Raw genomic sequence first — 16,869 nt, 5'->3', positions numbered from 1 at the left:
GGGCCGGTGGCGGCCTCGCAGACGGCAGCTCTGGCGCGAGCCTCTGGGCCCCCACCCGCCCGGCGGTCGGGCGGCTGTCGCTCAGCTCACAGCGAACCGGCAGGGGACGCGCGGAACAGCACCCGGCGCCCGCCCGTTCGAGAGGAGTAGGTCCTGCGGCGACAGCGCCCGGGCCCCCGTCACGTCAGCGCTCCCCAGGAGCGTCCTCGGCGTGTCGGTGGCGCGGTGTACCGTCGGACGTCAGGCAGGAACGAGCAGGAGGGACGGGGGGAGGACCCCCCACCGGATGCCCAACACTCTCAAGCGCATCGTCAGGGGCCCGTGGCTGTGGATCGTCGTGGCGATCGCGGCGGTCGCGATCGGCGCCTCCTTCTTCGCGTCCAGCGGCACCGCTGAGGTCTCCACGACCCGCGCGCTCCAGCTGATCGACCAGGACAAGGTCCAGAAGGCCACCCTCACCGACGGCAGCCAGCGGATCGACCTCACGCTGAAGTCCGGCCAGACGGTCGACGGGGCCACCTCGGTCCGCTCGTACTACATCTCCCAGCGCGGCACCGAGGTCATCTCCGCCCTCAACGACAACCCGCCGCCGGACGGGGTGACCGACGAGGTCCCCACGACGGGCATCCTGCAGTCGCTGCTGTTCACCGTCGGGCCGATCCTGCTCCTCATCCTCCTGTTCTGGTTCCTCATGAGCCAGATGCAGGGTGGCGGCAGCCGGGTCATGCAGTTCGGCAAGTCCAAGGCCAAGATGATGACCAAGGACACCCCCAAGACGACGTTCGCCGACGTCGCGGGCGCCGACGAGGCCGTCGAGGAGCTGCACGAGATCAAGGAGTTCCTCCAGGACTCCGCGAAGTTCCTGGCCGTCGGGGCCAAGATCCCCAAGGGCGTCCTCCTCTACGGCCCGCCCGGTACCGGCAAGACGCTGCTCGCCCGCGCCGTCGCCGGTGAGGCCGGCGTGCCGTTCTACTCGATCTCCGGTTCGGACTTCGTCGAGATGTTCGTCGGTGTCGGCGCGAGCCGCGTCCGCGACCTCTTCGAGCAGGCCAAGACCAACGCCCCCGCGATCATCTTCGTCGACGAGATCGACGCCGTCGGCCGTCACCGCGGCGCCGGCATGGGCGGCGGGCACGACGAGCGCGAGCAGACGCTGAACCAGCTCCTCGTCGAGATGGACGGTTTCGACGTCAAGACGAACGTCATCCTCATCGCGGCGACGAACCGCCCCGACATCCTCGACCCGGCGCTGCTGCGCCCGGGCCGCTTCGACCGGCAGATCGCGGTGGAGGCCCCCGACATGGAGGGCCGGCACAAGATCCTCCAGGTCCACGGCAAGGGCAAGCCGCTCGCGCCGAACATCGACCTGCAGGCCGTCGCCCGTCGCACGCCCGGTTTCTCCGGCGCCGACCTGGCCAACGTGCTCAACGAGGCCGCGCTGCTCACGGCCCGCGCGAACGCCAAGGTCATCGACGACGCCGCCGTGGACGAGGCCATCGACCGCGTCATGGCCGGTCCGCAGAAGCGCACCCGGCGCATGAGCGCTCAGGAGCTCAAGGTCACCGCGTACCACGAGGGCGGGCACGCCCTGGTGGCCGCCGCCATGGCCAACACCGACCCGGTGACGAAGGTGACGATCCTTCCGCGCGGTCGGGCGCTGGGGTACACGATGGTCCTGCCGACCGAGGACAAGTACTCGACCTCGCGCAACGAGATCCTCGACCAGCTCGCCTACGCCCTCGGCGGCCGCGTCGCCGAGGAACTCGTGTTCCACGACCCGACGACCGGGGCGAGCAACGACATCGAGAAGGCCACCGGCATGGCCCGCAAGATGGTCACCCAGTACGGGATGAGCGAACGCGTCGGCGCGATCAAGCTCGGTTCCGGTGGCGGCGAGGTCTTCCTCGGCCGCGACATGGGCCACGAGCGCGACTACTCCGAGGGTCTGGCCGGCATCGTCGACGAGGAGGTGCGCCGACTCATCGAGGCCGCGCACGACGAGGCGTGGGAGGTGCTCGTCGAGCACCGTCCCGTCCTCGACGCGCTCGTCGTCGCGCTGCTGGACAAGGAGACGCTGAACCAGGCCGAGCTCGCGGAGATCTTCGCCCCCGTGGTGAAGCGTCCGCAGCGTCCGGTGTGGCTGTCCTCCGAACGCCGGCACGTCTCGGACATCCCGCCGGTCGGCGGACCGGCGCAGCTCAACGGGCACGCCGGCGGGTTCCAGACGCCGGTGAACAACGAGAACGGGTCGAACGAGCCGTCGTGAGCAGCACGGGGACGCCGGCCGTGGGCGGCCGGTCGTTCGACCGGGTGCGGGCCGAGAACGCGGTCCGGGAGTTCCTCCTCGCCATCGGCGAGGACCCGGACCGCGAGGGCCTGCGGGACACCCCGCAGCGGGTGGCGAAGGCGGCGACCGAGCTCTACGCGGGGTTGTGGCTGGAACCGGCTGACGTCCTCGTCACCGACTTCGGGCTCGAGCACGACGAACTCGTGCTGGTGAAGGACATCGAGGTCCAGTCCACCTGCGAGCACCACCTCCTGCCCTTCCACGGCGTCGCGCACGTCGGGTACATCCCCGGCGAGCACGGCCGGGTGACGGGTCTGTCGAAGCTCGCGCGGCTCGTCGACGTCTACGCCCGGCGCCCGCAGCTGCAGGAGCGGCTGACGACGCAGGTCGCCGACGCGCTCACCGAGCACCTGCACCCGCGCGGCGTCATCGTCGTCGTCGAGGCCGAGCACTCCTGCATGACGTACCGCGGTGTCCGCAAACCCGGTGCCAAGACCGTCACCTCAGCCGTTCGCGGGTCGTTGCGCAACGCGGCCACCCGCGCCGAGGCGATGAGCCTCATCGTCGCGGGCCACCGGTGAACCCGCTCCTGGTCCCGGGACCCACGCGCGTCCTCGGCGTCCTCAACGTCACGCCCGACTCCTTCTCCGACGGCGGTCGGCACACCGACGACCCCGTCGCCCGCGGGACCGCCCTGTACACCGCGGGCGCCGACCTCGTCGACGTCGGCGGGGAGTCCACCCGCCCCGGGGCGACGCGCGTCGACGTCGCCGAGGAACTGCGGCGCGTCCTGCCCGTCGTCGAAGGGCTCGTCGCCGCGGGGGTGCCCGTCAGCGTCGACACCATGCGCGCCGCGACGGCCCGCGCCGTCGTGGAAGCCGGGGCCGCCGTCGTCAACGACGTCTCCGGCGGGCTCGCGGACCCGGACATGGCCGCCACCGTCGCGGGCCTGGACTGCGTCTACGTGTTGTCGCACTGGCGGGGGTTCTCGGACGTCATGAACTCCCTGGCGCGGTACGAGGACACGGTGGCCGAGGTCGGCGCCGAGCTCGCGGAGCGCCTCGACGCGGTCGTCGCCGCCGGGGTCGACCGGGACCGCATCGTCCTCGACCCCGGTCTGGGCTTCGCCAAGCGCGCCGACCACGACTGGGCCCTGCTCGCCCGCCTCGCCGAGCTCGACCGCTTCGGACTGCCGCTGCTCGTGGGAGCGTCCCGCAAGCGCTTCCTCGGGGCGCTGCTCGCCGGGCCCGACGGCACCGTGCCACCGCCGCAGGAGCGCGACGTGGCCACGGCCGTGATCACCGGGCTCGCCGCCGAACGCGGCGTGTGGGGCGTGCGCGTGCACGACGTGCCGTCCTCGGTCGCCGCGGTCCGCGTCGTGCGCACCTGGCAGGACGCGGCGCGGGTGAGCGTCCCGTGAGCTCCCTCGACGCCGCCGGCCCCGTCCTCGACGCCCACGGCCGTCCGCTGGACCGCATCGTCCTGCGCGGTCTGTCCGGGCGCGGCCGGCACGGCGTGCTCCCCGCCGAACGCGAGCTCGGTCAGGTCTTCGGGCTCGACCTCGCCCTCCACCTCGACACCCGCGAGGCCGCGGCCGGCGACGACCTGGAGGCCACCGTCCACTACGGGCTGCTCGCCCAGGACCTCGAGGCCGTCCTCGTGGGCGAACCCGTCGCCCTGCTGGAGACGCTCGCCCAGCGCCTGGCCGACGTCGCCCTGGCCGCCTCGCCGCGCGTGCAGGCCGTCGACGTCGTCGTCCACAAACCGCAGGCGCCCGTGCCCGTCCCGTTCGGCGACGTCGAGCTGTGCGTCCGCAGGACCCGCGCGTGAGCCCCTCGGTGCGGGCCGTGCTGGCGCTGGGGGCCAACGTCGGGCACCGCGCGGCGACGCTGCACGCAGCCGTCGAGGCCCTCGCCGGGACCGACGGCATCACGGTCGAGGCCGTGTCGACGTTCGTCGAGACGGCACCCGTCGGCGCGGTCCCGGACCAGCCCGACTTCCTCAACGCCGTCGTCCTCGCCCGCACCGACCTCGACCCGCACGCGCTGCTCGCCGCGGCGCACGCCGTCGAGGCCGGCCTCGGCCTGGACCGCAGCACCAAGGTGCCCGACGGTCCGCGTCCCGTCGACGTCGACGTCGTCACGAGCGGGGAGACGGTCGTGGACGAGGACGGGCTGGTCCTGCCCCACCCGCGGGCCCACGAGCGCGACTTCGTCCTCGGACCGTGGCTCGAGCTCGACCCCGAGGCCGTCCTGCCCGGACCGCACGGCGGCCGCGTCGCCGACCTGCTGCGGGCCCTGCGGGAGGGGACGGCGTGAAACCCACCCGCCCCGGGCTGCTCCTCGCCCTCGGGTTCCTCGCCGCGGTCGGCGCGTGGTCCGCGCTGCAGGTCTGGGTGTCCAGCGGGAACTCCGAACCGGACCTCATGTGGCGCACCACCGTCACCATCGGCCTGCTCGTGCTGGCCGTCCTGGGTGTGGGCTGGCCCGTCAAGCAGTGGGTCGAGGGGGACAAGTCGCGCCGCATCGACGCGTTGCGCGCCGCCCGGACGGCCGCGCTGGCCAAGGCGGCCTCCGTCGCCGGGGCCCTGCTCGTCGGGGTGTTCCTCGGCTGGGGCGTGCACTACCTGCCGACCCTGCACATCGCGGCCCGACGCTCCGAGGCGTGGGTCGCCGTCGGCGACGTCGTCGTCTCGGCGTTGCTGGTCGTCGCGGGGCTCGTCGTCGAACGCTGGTGCCGGGTGCCCCCCGAGGACGACGACCAGACCGGTGTGCGCGCCGGTGGGGCGGGCCGGTCGTGAAGCTGTCGCAGCGCGCGGAGACGACCGAGCCGTTCCACGCGCTCGCCATCGGTCAGCGCGCGGCCGAGCTGGCCGCGCAGGGGAACCACGTCGTCCGGTTGTCCATCGGTGAACCCGACTTCGGGGCGCCGCCGGAGGTGCTCGCCGCCCTGCGCGACGTCGCCGACGGCCGGCCGCTGCCCTACACCCCGGCGCTCGGTCTGCCGGAGCTGCGCGCCGCCATCGCGCGGTCCTACCTCGACCGGCACGGTGTCGACGTCGACCCCGCGCGGATCTGCGTCACGTCGGGGGCGTCGGCCGCGCTGCTGCTCGTGCTCGCCGCGACGGTCGACCCCGGCGACGACGTCCTGCTCGCCGACCCGTCCTACCCGTGCAACCGGCAGCTGGTCTCCACCTTCGGCGGGCGTGCGGTGACGCTGCCGACGACGCCGGAGCAGCGCTACCAGTTGTCCGCCGACGCGGTCCGCCGCGCGTGGACCCCCGCGACCTCGGTCGTCATGGTCGCCTCGCCCTCGAACCCGACGGGGACGTCCGTGCCGCCGGGCGAACTCGCGGCGCTGTGCGCGGAGGTGGCCGCGCGGGACGCCTGGCGTGTCGTCGACGAGATCTACCTCGACCTGTCCGACCCGGCCCCCGACGGGACGCCCGCGCGGACCGTCCTGGCCGCCGACCCGGGCGCCGTCGTCGTCAGCAGCTTCTCGAAGTTCTTCGGCATGACGGGGTGGCGGCTCGGCTGGGCCGTCCTGCCGCCCGCGCTCGTCGAACCCGTGGAACGGCTGGCGCAGAACTACTTCATCGCCGCCTCCACGCCGTTGCAGCAGGCCGCGCTGGCCTGCTTCACCCCGGGTTCCCTCGCCGTCTGCGAGGAGCGGCGCCTGGAGTTCGCGGCCCGCCGTGCTCTCGTCCTGGCGGGTCTGGAGAGGCTGGGCCTGCCCGTCCCGGTCGTCCCGGACGGGGCGTTCTACGTCTACTTCGACGTCAGCTCCACCGGTCTGGACGCGTGGGACTTCTGCGCGCGGGCCCTCGCCGAGCACCACGTGGCGCTGACCCCGGGACGCGACTTCGCGAGCGAGCACGGCACCGCCGGGACGCACGTCCGGTTGTCCTACGCAGCCTCCCGCGCCGACCTCACCGAAGGCCTGCGCCGGATCGGTGCGTTCCTCACGGCTCTCCCCGCCACGTCGATCAGCGCGTCCCGCGCCACGTCGATCAGCGCGTCCCGCGCCACGTCGATCAGCGCGTCCCGCGCCACGTCGATCAGCGCGTCCCGCGCCAGGTCGACACGTGCGAGCGCGCCCCAGCCGTGAACTCCGAGCGGTCCCACCCGCTCCAGCGGCTCTCCAGCCGCAACCCCGCGATCCGCGCCATGAGGTCGAGCTCCGCCGGCCACGCGTAGCGGTGGTGCGAGAGGAACCGCGAGGCCGTCCCGCCGGGCAGGAACCGGACGTGGTGCGACGTCAGCCGGCACGCGACGAGGTCGTAGGTGTCGAACCCGAGGTGCTCGGGCGAGACGTCGAAGGGGCGGGCGCAGTCCCCGGGCGGCAGTCGCTGCAGGTCCGGGACGAAGGTCTCGACGAGGAACGCGCCGCCCGGGGCGAGGTGCCGGGCCGCGTTGACGAAGCACTCCACCTGCTCGTCCTGCTCCAGCAGGTTCGTGATGGTGTTGAACACGAGGTAGACGAGGGAGAACTCGCCGTCGACCTGGGTCGTCGCCATGTCCCCCTGGACCACCTCGACGGCGGGGCCACCGACCGCCGTCTTCGCGCGCAGTTCCGCGATCATGTGCGGTGAGAGTTCGATCCCCGTGACGGGGACCCCGCGGGCGGCCAGCGCGAGACCCACCCGGCCCGTGCCGATGGCGAACTCCAGGGCCCGGCCCGTTCCCGCGAGGTCGGCCAGGACGTCGACCGTCGGCCCGAGGACCTCCCGAGCGAACATCCCGGCCGAGTCCTCGTCGTAGGTCCGGGCCACGTCCGGGCCCCACAGGTCACCGCTCACGCGAGCGACGGTAGGACTGGGGGACGGAGAGTTCCAGGGAGTTTCAGCGGGGCCACGCGAGGTCGGCGACGACGGGGGAGTGGGTGCTCCCGCCCGGCGCCCCCTCGAACGTGTCGACGGGGTCGAGACCCGCCACGAGCACGACGTCGACCCGCGCGAAGCCCGGCGACGCGCCGCGCGTCAGCCCGGGCTGCGTGCCGACGGCCCGGTGGGCGTCGACGAGACCGTGCGAGCGCAGTTCGCGCAACGGTTCGTTCAGCTCGGCGGAGTTCAGGTCACCGGCGACGACGACGGCGTCCCCGCGCGAGCGCAGCTGCGTGGCCACGTCGGCGAACCGGCGGGCCTCCCCGACGCGCACCCGGGCGGCGTTGCCCGTCGTGCCCGCGGGGCTGCGGGCGACGGCGCGGTCGGTGCAGAACAGGCACGGCGAGGCCAGGTGCACCGAGACCACGGCCAGCGGTCGACCGGCCACGTCGAGGGTCACGACGTCCGCGGGGCGCGCCCCGGTCGGCAGCCCCGTGACGGGGACGACGGACGTGATGGGGAACCGCGACCACACGGCGTCCCCGTCGCCCTGGCTGCTGGGGGCGCTCCAGCTCCGGTACGGGTAGAGCGAGCCGTAGCGGGCCTCGTACCCGGCGCGCTGGGCGGGGGCCACCTCCTGCAGCGCGAGGACGTCGGGCGCCGCGTCGCGCACGAGCCGGGCCAGGCCGTCGGCACCGCGGTAGCTCGTGGTGTTGAAGGTGGCGACCCGCAGGTCCGGGGTGCGGTCCACGGGGTCGACCCGGTGCACGGCGTACGGGACGAGCAGGGCGCCCGCGGCGACGGCCGGCGCCGCGACGGCGGCGGCGGACCACCACCAGCGCGCGGCGGTCGTCAGCGGGACGAGGACGAGCGCGGGGGCCAGCCACCAGACGGCGAACAACCCCAGGACGTACCCGACGGCGTGGGCGTCGGTGGACGCGAGCACGACGGCGAGGGCCAGGGTCGCGCAGACGCCGTACCCGAGGACGAGCGCGTGCAGTGCGCGGCGCCACGCCGGGCGCCGGGGAGGCGTCGGTGGCACGGCTCCATCCTGCTACACCCCCGCCCCCGCGAGCGTCGGAACCGCGCGGCCGGTGGGCGTGCGCAGCGCGTAGAGCTCCTCGAACCGGGCCAGCGTCACCTGCTCGTCGTGCCCAGCCGCGATCTCGGAGCTGCGCCGGCCCATCCGACGGTGCAACCCGTCGGGCGCGTCGTCCGCGACCTCGCCCAGGACGAGCGCCAGCCGGGCCGCCAGGACGGCGGGCCTCGCGTGCGGGAAGAGGAACCCGTTGTCGCCGTCGCGCACGAGGTGCGGCAGCGCGCACGCGTCGACCCCGAACACCGGCAGGCCCGAGGCCATCGCCTCGAGCACGACGAGGGACTGCAGTTCCGCGGTGCCCGCGTTGGCGAACACGTCGCAGGCCAGGTACGCCGCGGGCAGGTCCTCCTCCGGGACGAAACCCGTCGACACGACGCGGTCGGCGACGCCGAGGGCCGCGGCCTGCCGCAGGAGCGCCGGGCGCAGGGCCCCGTCCCCGACGAGCAGCAGCTGGGCGTCGACGTCGGGCCGCACGCGCCGGGTGAGGGCGAGGGCCTCGACGAGTTCGGAGACGTTCTTCTCCGGCGCCAACCGGCCGACGTACCCGACGGTGGGGCGGTCCGGGATGCCGTAGCGCGCGCGGAAGTCCCGGCGCCGGGTCCCGCTGGGGTCGGGGGCGAACCGGCGCAGGTCCATGCCGCACGAGATGGGCAGCACCGGCCCGGGGACGCCGGCGCGTTCGGCGAGCGCCGCTGCGTAGGGCGTGGGGGCGGTGACGACGTCGGCGCCCGTGAACACCGCGGCGGCGTCCGCCCAGGCCCACGCGTGCAACCGCCGTTCCACCCCGCGGCCCAGCGGCACGTGGTGGGTGAGGTTCTCCGGCATGAAGTGGTTCGTCGCCACGACGGGGATGCCCAGCCGGTTCGCGGCCGTGACGAGGGCCCGTCCGACGAGGAAGTGGCTCTGGACGTGGACGACGTCGGGGGCGACGTCGAGCAGCACGCGGGTCGCGGCGCGGACCAGTCCGACGGGCGGGCAGAACCGCAACCCCGTGCCGCCCGCGACGACGGGCAGGGCGGGCAGGCGGTGCTCCGTGACCCCCGCCGCGGTCCGCCCGGTCGTCGCGCGCAGTCCGCGGGCGGGGGCGACGACGTGCACGTCGTGCCGGGCCGCGAGCCCCGCGGCGAGGCGGCCGGCGAAGGCGGCGGCGCCGTTGACGTCGGGGGCGTAGGTGTCGGCTCCGAGGAGGATTCTCATGGGTCGATGGAACCCCGGCGCCGGGGTCGCGGGCATCGGCCCACGGAGCCGTTCCGCCCGGGACCCCGGTGCCACCGCCCGTACCCCCGCGGTAGGGGGTCGTCCGTGATCTCCTGCAGCGCACAGGTTCTCAGGTCGGAGGGTCGACCGCGTCCCGGCGCAGCGCGGTGTGCACGACGTCGGGCGTCAGGGCCCCGACGTAGTCCCGCCCGTCGAGGACGGGCAGCAGCGGCGCCTCCTGCGCCAGCAACCGGGAGAACGCCGACCGCAGGTCCGCGTCGGCCGCGACGGTGGCGGTGAACGGCGTCGCGAGGTCGCCGACCCGCGCGTCCCGGGTGGCCGAGCGGGCCGCCGCCCGCAGCCGGCCGCGCGCGACCCAGCCGACGACCCGGCCGTCCGCGAGGACGACGGCGCTCTGCCCGCCGTCGAGGTCGAGGGCCGTCGCGGCGAACTCGACCCCGTCGCCGGGGGCGAGCACGAGGGGTTTGGCGAGGTCCTCGACGCGCACGGGCGTGACGGCCAGCCGGCGCAGCCCGCGGTCGGACCCCACGAACTCCACGACGAACTCCGAGGCGGGCGCCGACAGCAGCGTGCGCGGGTCCGCGAACTGCTCCAGGACCCCACCGGGGGAGAACACCGCGATGCGGTCGGCGATCCGCACGGCCTCGTCGAGGTCGTGCGTGACGAACAGGACGGTCTTGCCCAGCGTCGTCTGGATCCGCCGGAACTCCGCCTGCAACCGGTCGCGCACGACGGGGTCGACGGCGCCGAAGGGTTCGTCCATGAGCAGGACCGGCGGGTCGGCCGCGAGCGCCCGGGCCACGCCGACCCGCTGCTGCTGCCCGCCGGAGAGCTGCGCGGGGTAGCGGTCGCCGTACACCTGCGGGTCGAGACCGACGAGGTCGAGGAGTTCGTCGACCCGCCGGGCGGCGACCGCGTCGTCCCACCCCAGCAGCCGCGGGACGGTCGCGACGTTGCGGCGGATCGTCCGGTGCGGCAGCAGACCCCCGGCCTGGATGACGTAGCCGATCCCGCGGCGCAGCGTCACGGCGTCGACGTGGGAGCTGTCGCGGCCGTCGACGACGATCCGCCCGCCCGTGGGTTCCACGAGCCGGTTGACCATCCGCAGGATCGTCGACTTCCCGCAGCCCGACGGACCGACGAGCGCGACGAGCTCGCCGCGGCGCACGGAGAACGTCAGGTCCGCTACGGCGGGGGACTGCTGGCGCGCGTACCGCTTGCTGACGCCCTCGAACCGGATGACGTCGTCGACGCCGGTCTCGAGCTCCGCCTCGTCGGTGATCACCCGTGAAGCCTCGCCGACGGGCGCCCCGATCGGCAACGCGGGGCCAGCCGATCGTCGGAGGTCGCCCCGGGCCACCGTCTGACAAGGTGGGGACATGGCCGGCGCGGATCCCACCCCTTCCCGGACCCCTGCTGCCGGACCGCGGCTCGACACCGAGCCGTTCGCGCCCCGCGACGTCGTCTGGCAGCGGATCGACCCGCGGTGGGCGACGGCCCAGCGCCTCGTCGGGGGCATCGTCGCGGGCGTCGCCGCCGTCGTGCTCGGCGTGCTGGCCGTGCTCGTCACCCCGTGGGTCTGGCTGGGGTTCGTCGTCCTCGTCCCGCTGTGGTTCTGGGACTTCTCCTGGGCGCGCCGGCAGGTGCGGGCCTGGGGCTACGCCGAACGCGACGACGACCTGCTCGTCGTCCACGGCATCCTCTTCCGCACGTTGGTCGTCGTGCCCTACGGCCGGCTGCAGTACGTCGACGTCGAGGCCGGACCGGTCGACCGGAAGTTCGGGCTCGCCAAGGTGCAGCTGCACACGGCGTCCTCGGACACCGACGCCGCGATCCCGGGACTGCGGCCGGAGGAGGCCGCCCGGCTGCGCGACCGCCTCGCCTCCCGCGGCGAGGCGCGACTGGCGGGGCTGTGAGCGGCGGTGTGAGCGGCGGGGTGAGCGGCGAGGGCGTTCCCGGCCCCGCGGTCGAGCCGGTCCTGGACGCGCTGCCCGGCGGCGTCGCGGCCGACCTCGACGCCCCGACCCGCGCCGTCCTGGCCGACCCGGGCTGGAAGCGGCTGCACCCCGTCACCCCCGTGCTGCGCGCCTGGAAGGTCGTCGCGGCCGTCCTGGCCGTCGTCCTCGGCCAGAACGTCGACGACATCCTGCGGATGGACCTGCCCGGCTGGGTCCTCACGCTCAGCGTCCTCGGCGGCATCGTCGTGCTGGCCCTCGTCGGCGCGGCCTACAGCGCCCTGGCCTGGCGCCGCACGCGCTACCGCATCGACAACGAGGCCGGCGGCGGCGCCGTCCACGTCGAGCGCGGGATCCTCTGGCGCCAGCAGCGCCGCGCCCAGCTGGACCGGTTGCAGGCCGTCGACGTCGTCCGTCCGCTGCTCGGCCGTCTCTTCGGCCTCGCCGAGCTGCAGCTGGAGGTGGCCGGCGGCTCCGGCAGCAAGGTCTCCCTCGCCTACCTCAAGGAGGAGGAGGCGCAGCGGGTGCGCAACGCGCTGCTGGCCGCCGCCGCCGGTCTCGTCGTCGCCGAGGGGGAGGACGCCCCCGAGGCCCCGCAGCGCGAGGTCGTCGAGGTGCCCCCGCTGCGCCTCGTCACCTCGACCCTGAAGTCGGGGCTGACGCTGTGGATGGTCGTCGCGCTCGTCGGCATCGGGATCGGGTGCTGGTTCGCCGGCAGCCTGACCCCGCTGTTCGGTTCGGCCGCCGCGGTCCTCGGCCTCGTCTCCGCCGTGTGGCAGCGGTTCAACAACGGTTTCGGCTTCACCGTCGCGGACAGCCCGGACGGGTTGCGGATGACCCACGGCCTCGTCGAGCAGCGGTCCCAGACCGTCCCGCCCGGTCGCGTCCAGGCCCTGCGCATCACCCAGCCCCTGCTGTGGCGGCGCTCGGGCTGGTGGCGCGTCGAGGTGAACGTGGCCGGCTACTCCTCCGAGTCCGGCAAGAGCGGCGAGCAGAGCACCACGCTACTGCCCGTCGGCACCGTGGAGGAGCTCGGCCTCGTCCTCGGCATCGTGCTGCCCGACCTCGCCACCGACGACCGCTCGGCCCTGGACGTCGTGCGCGCCGGTCTCACCGGGACGGGCACCGACGGCGGGTTCACCCCCGTGCCGCGCCAGGCCCGGTGGCTGGACTGGATCAGCTGGCGCCGCCGCGGCTACCTCGTCACCGAGCACGCGTTCCTGTCCCGCAACGGGCGGATCGTGCGCGGTCTCGACGTCGTCCCGCACGCGCGCACCCAGAGCCTGGGGCTGACCCAGGGCCCGTGGCAGCGCCGGCTCGGGCTGGCGAGCGTGCGCCTGCACTCCACCCCCGGCAAGGTGAGCCCCCGCGTCGACCACCTCGCCGCGGACGTCGCCGCCCAGCTCCTGCGCGAGCAGACGCTGCGCGCCCGCACCGCGCGCGCCGGCTCCGGCCCCGAGCGGTGGATGACCCGCTGACCCCCACCCCGACCACGCGTGGTGACGGCTACCGGTAGCGGCGCGGCACGGTCCAGGCCTCCCCGAAGGCGGCGTTCCAGCTCTCCGGGTGGAACGGGCTGTCGCCGCCGGCGGGGTAGTTCGTCAGCTCCCCGACGACCACGCGGTCGGGCAGGGCGTAGAGGTCGACGCGCACGAAGTCGGTGCCCTCGCCGAGCCGTTCGGCCAGGGCCAGCGCCTCGTCGAGCCGTTCCGGCCGGGGGTGGGGCGGGTCGGCCCACGGCGGTCCGCCGGACAGCGGCAGGTGCTCCCAGTCGGGGCGGTGGAAGTCCTGCGTCCGGTGGCCGAACCTGCCGGAGTCGACCTGCACCCAGTGGCAGCGGCCGTGGACGACGAAGAACTTCAGGTCGTCGGGGACCGCGCCGTCGGGTCCGCGCAGCAACTCCTCCACGACAACTCCTCCACGACGACCCGCCGCGGCACGTGGCCGTAGGCCCACTCCCGGTTCGGCCCCTGTCCGTAGAGCCGGCTCGTCCAGTGCCGCGCGATCTCCACGAGGTGGTCGCGGTCGGCGTGCTCGGGCCGGACGTGGCGGTACACCCAGCTGTGGTGCGCGGCGGGCAGCCGGGCGTCGGCGGGCGCCTGCGGGGACACGACGACAACGGCGCCGCTGCCGTGGCTCGGTTTGACGACGTAGGACTCCGGCAGGTCGAGCCCGGCGAGGTCGGCGGGGTCGTCGACGACGCCGAGCAGTGCGGGCAGGTGCCCGGGGCCGACGAGCGCGGCGACGTGATCGCGCACCGCGACCTTGTCGGCGAAGGTCACGACCAGCGGTCGGTGGTCGCGGAGCATCTTGTAGCGGACCTTCTCGGTGAAGGTGCGCGGACGACGGGTGCGGGCCAGCCGCCAGAGCCGGACGAGGCGGCTGCGCTCCCGCCACCGGGGCCGGGGAGTTCCTTTCGGCACCGGGTCAGTGTGTCGCAGTCCCCGGTCCCGCGGGCAGGATGGCGGGATGGGCCGACCCTCGACCCGCCGCGAACTCGCCGTGACCGCCGCCCTGCAGGTCGTGACGGCCGTCCTCTGGTGGGCGTGGCTCGCACCCCGCGGGGGCCTGTGGGTCCTCGTCGCCGTCGTCTGGACCGTCGCCGCGTCGGTGTCCGTCCTCCGTTGGCGGCGCGCCTCTACTCCGCCGTGACCCGTCCCGCGAGCCGCCCGTGCAACGCCGCCGTCGCGGGGTTCATCCCGACGATGACGGCCTCCTTGCCGTGCTCGACGTACTTGCGGCTCACGGCGTCCAGGGCCGCGATGGAACTGGCGTCCCACACGTGCGCGTCGCGGAAGTCGATCGTCACGCGGGCGGGGTCGCCGGCGTAGTCGAACTGCGTCACGAGGTCGCCGGAGGACGCGAAGAACACCTGGCCGTGGACGGTGTAGTGGCCGGGTTCCGCCCCGGGCCGCACCTCGACGAGGTGCGCCACCCGCCTCGCGAACAGCACGCACGCCAGCAGCGTCCCGCCGAGGACGCCGTAGGCGAGGTTGTGGGTGAGCAGGACGATGACGACGGTGACGACCATGACCGCCGTCTCGCTGCGGGGCATGGCCTTCAGCGTCGCCGGGCGCACGCTGTGCCAGTCGAAGGCGCCGTAGCAGACGAGGAACATGACGGCCACGAGCGCGGCGAGCGGGATCTGCGCGACGACGTCGCCGAACCCGACGACGAGGACGAGGAGGAACGCTCCGGCGAGGAACGTCGAGAGCCTCGTGCGGGCCCCGGAGACCTTGACGTTGATCATGGTCTGCCCGATGACGGCGCAGCCGCCCATCCCGCCGAAGAACCCCGTGACGATCTGCGCGGTGCCCTGCCCGACGCACTCGCGCGTCTTGTTCGAGCGGGTGTCGGTGAGCTCGTCGACGAGCTGCGCCGTCATGAGGGACTCCATGAGCCCGACGAGCGCGACGCCGACCGAGAACGGGGCGATGGTGCGCAACGTGTCCAGCGTGAGCGGGACGTCGGGGAAGCCGAGGGTCGGCAGCGTGCGCGGCAGTGCCCCGTCGTCGCCGACGGTGCGGACGTCGACGTGCAGGACGACGACGAGCACGGTGAGCAGGGCGACGGTGATGAGCGGTGCCGGCACGGACTTCACGAAGCGCGGCACCACGACGAGCAGTGCGAGCCCGGCGGCGAGCACGGCGTACCCGGTGACGCCGGCCCCGCGCAGGTTCGGCAGCTGGGCGACGAAGATGGAGATGGCCAGCGCGTTGACGAACCCCGTCGTGACGCTGCGGGGCACGAACCGCATGAGCCGCGCCACCCCGAGCAGGCCGAGGGCGATCTGCAGGACCCCCGCCAGCAGGATCGCGGCGATGAGGTACCCGACGCCGTGGCTGTGCGAGAGCGGGGCGACGACGAGCGCGACCGCACCTGTCGCGGCGGAGATCATCGCCGGGCGGCCGCCGACGAACGACGTGGTGACACCCATGACGAAGGAGGAGATGAGACCGACGCGGGGGTCGACACCCGCGACGATCGAGAAGGAGATGGCCTCGGGCACCAGGGCCAGGGCGACGACGAGGCCGGCGAGGACCTCCGTGCGCAGGACCCGGGGGGACCGCAGCCACGACGGCCGGCGCAGGGCAGCGCCGGGCGAGGCGAGGGCGGAGGGCACCGACGAACTCTAACCTCGCGTCAGTGTCTGCTCCGCCGGGCGCCCCGTCCGGCTCACCCGATCAGCGCGGGGTGCGGGTGCCCGACCCCGTCCCGCCCGAGCCGCCCCGGAACTTCGAGACCGCGTCCGTCAGCTTGCGCCGCGTCGCCGGGTCCTTGAGGGCGCGCTGCGCCTGCTGCGTGACCCGCTTGCCCTCGGGGGACTTCAGGAACTGCCCCAGCTTGCCCACCAGGCCTGCCACCGTGACCTCCTCGACCGCCCTCGGGCGATCTCTCCGACCGCCTCGCGGCGGATGCATCGTCTGTGAGGGTCCAACGGTGGGGCCAGGTCGACGGTTCCGCGAGTCGGCGCGATCACTTGCGCAGGACGACGGCCACGTCGGTCACGGCGAAGAGGAACGTCCCGGAGCGCGCGGCCCGCCGCAGCCCCTCGACCCAGCCGGCGGCGCGGGCGGCGAGGTCGGGGTCGTCACCGGCGGCGGCGAGGATGCCCGTGGCGACCTTCCAGGCGACCGACCCCTCGTCGAAGCGTCGGTGGGGGTCGGCCCAGGAGTGCACCGACTCGACCGTGAACGGGCTGGCGGCGGCGTGCCGCAGGAGCTTGCGGCCGGCGAACCCGTCGGTGCTGGCCCCCTGGGCGGGGACGTGGGCGACGAAGCGGTCGAGCAGCTCCCGCGTGAGGTCGTCGTCGTCGCTCGTGAAGAGGGCGGTGTCCCAGTCCGAGTGCGCCAGCACGGCCGTCCCGCCGGGCCGCAGGACGCGGTGGACCTCGTGCAGGTGGGCGCCCACGTCGGCGAGGTGCTCGACGGCGTTGAGGCTGACGGCCGCGTCGACGCTGTCGTCCTCGAGCGGCAGCGTGTCCAGCTCGGCGATGTGCGCCCGGACGCGGGGGTCGAGCAGCAGGTCGTCGTCGAGCGCGGCCCCCACGTCCACCGCGTGCACGAGGCGGGGACCGGCGGCGAGCAGCGCCCGGGTCGTGCGCCCCTGCCCGCAGGCGAGGTCGAGCGCGACGGACTCGGGAGCGATGGCCGCGAGTTCTGCGACGTTCTCGAAACGACCCACGCCCGCAGCCTACGATCAGCGGGTCCCGCTCGCCCGCAGGCGGTTTCGGGACCCGTTCGTCACTGCTCGTACCGGCTCGGGCGCAAGCGGTCACAACGTGCGCCCGGTCGGTCGAAGATTCCGTGAACGGCCACTCTCACGTGGCGTCAAAGTGTCCGTACCTCACCTACAGTCGTGCCAGCACCGGTCCGGTGCGCGCATGGCCGGGGGGCGGTGCGGTCGACGGTGACGGGGTTCGGGACACGCCGGCCGGCACACGGTGCCGAAGGGTGCAGAGCTCCGTCCGAGGGGGAGAGGCGGACTC

19 protein-coding genes are annotated in these 16,869 nt (G+C 74.3%); 10 read left to right on the top strand and 9 right to left on the bottom strand.

All coding sequences use genetic code 11. The features are described from left to right. The first annotated feature begins 286 nt into the window (after window positions 1-286). Genes ftsH through AB0637_RS02295 form a run of 7 tightly spaced genes read left to right on the top strand, consistent with a single transcriptional unit; the run spans window position 287 to window position 6,394 of the window. Entirely contained in the window at window positions 287-2,266 is a 1,980-nt protein-coding gene (ftsH, locus tag AB0637_RS02325; protein ID WP_366169554.1) for an ATP-dependent zinc metalloprotease FtsH, read from the top strand. Continuing rightward, on the top strand, window positions 2,263-2,868 hold the full coding sequence (gene folE / locus AB0637_RS02320; RefSeq protein WP_366169553.1) for a GTP cyclohydrolase I FolE: 606 nt from the start codon (window positions 2,263-2,265) through the stop codon (window positions 2,866-2,868). The genes ftsH and folE overlap by 4 nt, the downstream gene beginning before the upstream one ends. After that, window positions 2,865-3,707, top strand: coding sequence for a dihydropteroate synthase (gene folP, locus AB0637_RS02315; protein WP_366169552.1), 843 nt, complete (start codon window positions 2,865-2,867; stop codon window positions 3,705-3,707). The genes folE and folP overlap by 4 nt, the downstream gene beginning before the upstream one ends. After that, window positions 3,704-4,117 carry a dihydroneopterin aldolase gene (folB, locus tag AB0637_RS02310; RefSeq protein WP_366169551.1) on the top strand — a complete coding sequence of 138 codons (414 nt, stop codon included), beginning with the start codon at window positions 3,704-3,706 and terminating at the stop codon, window positions 4,115-4,117. The genes folP and folB overlap by 4 nt, the downstream gene beginning before the upstream one ends. Next, entirely contained in the window at window positions 4,114-4,605 is a 492-nt protein-coding gene (gene folK / locus AB0637_RS02305; protein WP_366169550.1) for a 2-amino-4-hydroxy-6-hydroxymethyldihydropteridine diphosphokinase, read from the top strand. The genes folB and folK overlap by 4 nt, the downstream gene beginning before the upstream one ends. After that, window positions 4,602-5,087: a DUF3180 domain-containing protein gene (locus AB0637_RS02300; protein ID WP_366169549.1), complete on the top strand. Its 486-nt coding sequence runs from the start codon at window positions 4,602-4,604 to the stop codon at window positions 5,085-5,087. The genes folK and AB0637_RS02300 overlap by 4 nt, the downstream gene beginning before the upstream one ends. Continuing rightward, window positions 5,084-6,394 (top strand): aminotransferase class I/II-fold pyridoxal phosphate-dependent enzyme, encoded by a 1,311-nt coding sequence (locus tag AB0637_RS02295; protein WP_366169548.1) that lies wholly within the window; start codon window positions 5,084-5,086, stop codon window positions 6,392-6,394. Before AB0637_RS02300 ends, AB0637_RS02295 begins: the two co-directional genes overlap by 4 nt. On the opposite strand, the gene AB0637_RS02290 is transcribed toward AB0637_RS02295, so the two are convergent. The 4 genes from AB0637_RS02290 to AB0637_RS02275 all read right to left on the bottom strand — a co-directional run bounded on the left by AB0637_RS02290 (window position 6,345) and on the right by AB0637_RS02275 (window position 10,711). Next, the gene (locus AB0637_RS02290) at window positions 6,345-7,025 is read right to left on the bottom strand and encodes a class I SAM-dependent methyltransferase (RefSeq protein WP_366169745.1); all 681 of its coding nucleotides are present in this window, start codon (window positions 7,023-7,025) and stop codon (window positions 6,345-6,347) included. The genes AB0637_RS02295 and AB0637_RS02290 overlap by 50 nt on opposite strands. Before the next feature lie 103 nt (window positions 7,026-7,128). Further along, window positions 7,129-8,151: an endonuclease/exonuclease/phosphatase family protein gene (locus tag AB0637_RS02285; RefSeq protein WP_366169546.1), complete on the bottom strand. Its 1,023-nt coding sequence runs from the start codon at window positions 8,149-8,151 to the stop codon at window positions 7,129-7,131. A gap of 12 nt (window positions 8,152-8,163) precedes the next feature. Further along, complete coding sequence (locus AB0637_RS02280; protein WP_366169545.1) at window positions 8,164-9,405, bottom strand: glycosyltransferase; 1,242 nt, start codon at window positions 9,403-9,405, stop codon at window positions 8,164-8,166. 130 nt (window positions 9,406-9,535) lie between these two features. Beyond that, window positions 9,536-10,711: an ATP-binding cassette domain-containing protein gene (locus AB0637_RS02275; protein WP_366169543.1), complete on the bottom strand. Its 1,176-nt coding sequence runs from the start codon at window positions 10,709-10,711 to the stop codon at window positions 9,536-9,538. A gap of 94 nt (window positions 10,712-10,805) precedes the next feature. On the opposite strand from AB0637_RS02275, the gene AB0637_RS02270 reads away from it, so the two are divergent. Continuing rightward, complete coding sequence (locus AB0637_RS02270; RefSeq protein WP_366169541.1) at window positions 10,806-11,342, top strand: PH domain-containing protein; 537 nt, start codon at window positions 10,806-10,808, stop codon at window positions 11,340-11,342. A 20-nt stretch (window positions 11,343-11,362) separates the two neighbouring features. After that, window positions 11,363-12,859, top strand: a complete 1,497-nt coding sequence (locus AB0637_RS02265; protein ID WP_366169539.1) for a PH domain-containing protein — start codon at window positions 11,363-11,365, stop codon at window positions 12,857-12,859. A gap of 28 nt (window positions 12,860-12,887) precedes the next feature. On the opposite strand, the gene AB0637_RS02260 is transcribed toward AB0637_RS02265, so the two are convergent. Both AB0637_RS02260 and AB0637_RS02255 read right to left on the bottom strand, forming a co-directional pair. Further along, window positions 12,888-13,289 (bottom strand): ATP-grasp fold amidoligase family protein, encoded by a 402-nt coding sequence (locus tag AB0637_RS02260; protein WP_366169538.1) that lies wholly within the window; start codon window positions 13,287-13,289, stop codon window positions 12,888-12,890. Beyond that, window positions 13,241-13,804: an ATP-grasp fold amidoligase family protein gene (locus AB0637_RS02255; RefSeq protein ID WP_366169537.1), complete on the bottom strand. Its 564-nt coding sequence runs from the start codon at window positions 13,802-13,804 to the stop codon at window positions 13,241-13,243. The genes AB0637_RS02260 and AB0637_RS02255 overlap by 49 nt, the downstream gene beginning before the upstream one ends. A 46-nt stretch (window positions 13,805-13,850) precedes the next feature. On the opposite strand from AB0637_RS02255, the gene AB0637_RS02250 reads away from it, so the two are divergent. Continuing rightward, window positions 13,851-14,033, top strand: coding sequence for a hypothetical protein (locus AB0637_RS02250; protein ID WP_366169535.1), 183 nt, complete (start codon window positions 13,851-13,853; stop codon window positions 14,031-14,033). Here AB0637_RS02250 and AB0637_RS02245 read toward each other — a convergent pair. The 3 genes from AB0637_RS02245 to AB0637_RS02235 form a co-directional block, all read right to left on the bottom strand. Next, window positions 14,020-15,504 (bottom strand): SulP family inorganic anion transporter, encoded by a 1,485-nt coding sequence (locus AB0637_RS02245; RefSeq protein WP_366169534.1) that lies wholly within the window; start codon window positions 15,502-15,504, stop codon window positions 14,020-14,022. The two genes, AB0637_RS02250 and AB0637_RS02245, sit on opposite strands and share 14 nt — an antisense overlap. Window positions 15,505-15,565: 61 nt before the next feature. Next, the gene (locus tag AB0637_RS02240; protein ID WP_366169533.1) at window positions 15,566-15,745 is read right to left on the bottom strand and encodes a hypothetical protein; all 180 of its coding nucleotides are present in this window, start codon (window positions 15,743-15,745) and stop codon (window positions 15,566-15,568) included. Window positions 15,746-15,857: 112 nt separating this feature from the next. Next, the gene (locus AB0637_RS02235) at window positions 15,858-16,565 is read right to left on the bottom strand and encodes a methyltransferase domain-containing protein (protein WP_366169532.1); all 708 of its coding nucleotides are present in this window, start codon (window positions 16,563-16,565) and stop codon (window positions 15,858-15,860) included. Between the last annotated feature and the right edge of the window lie 304 nt (window positions 16,566-16,869).

It is taken from the genome of Kineococcus sp. NPDC059986 (assembly GCF_040702905.1).
Taxonomy (GTDB): domain Bacteria; phylum Actinomycetota; class Actinomycetes; order Actinomycetales; family Kineococcaceae; genus Kineococcus.
The sequence above is the reverse complement of the archived record's forward strand: the minus strand, read 5'-3'. Positions and strand labels throughout refer to the sequence as shown.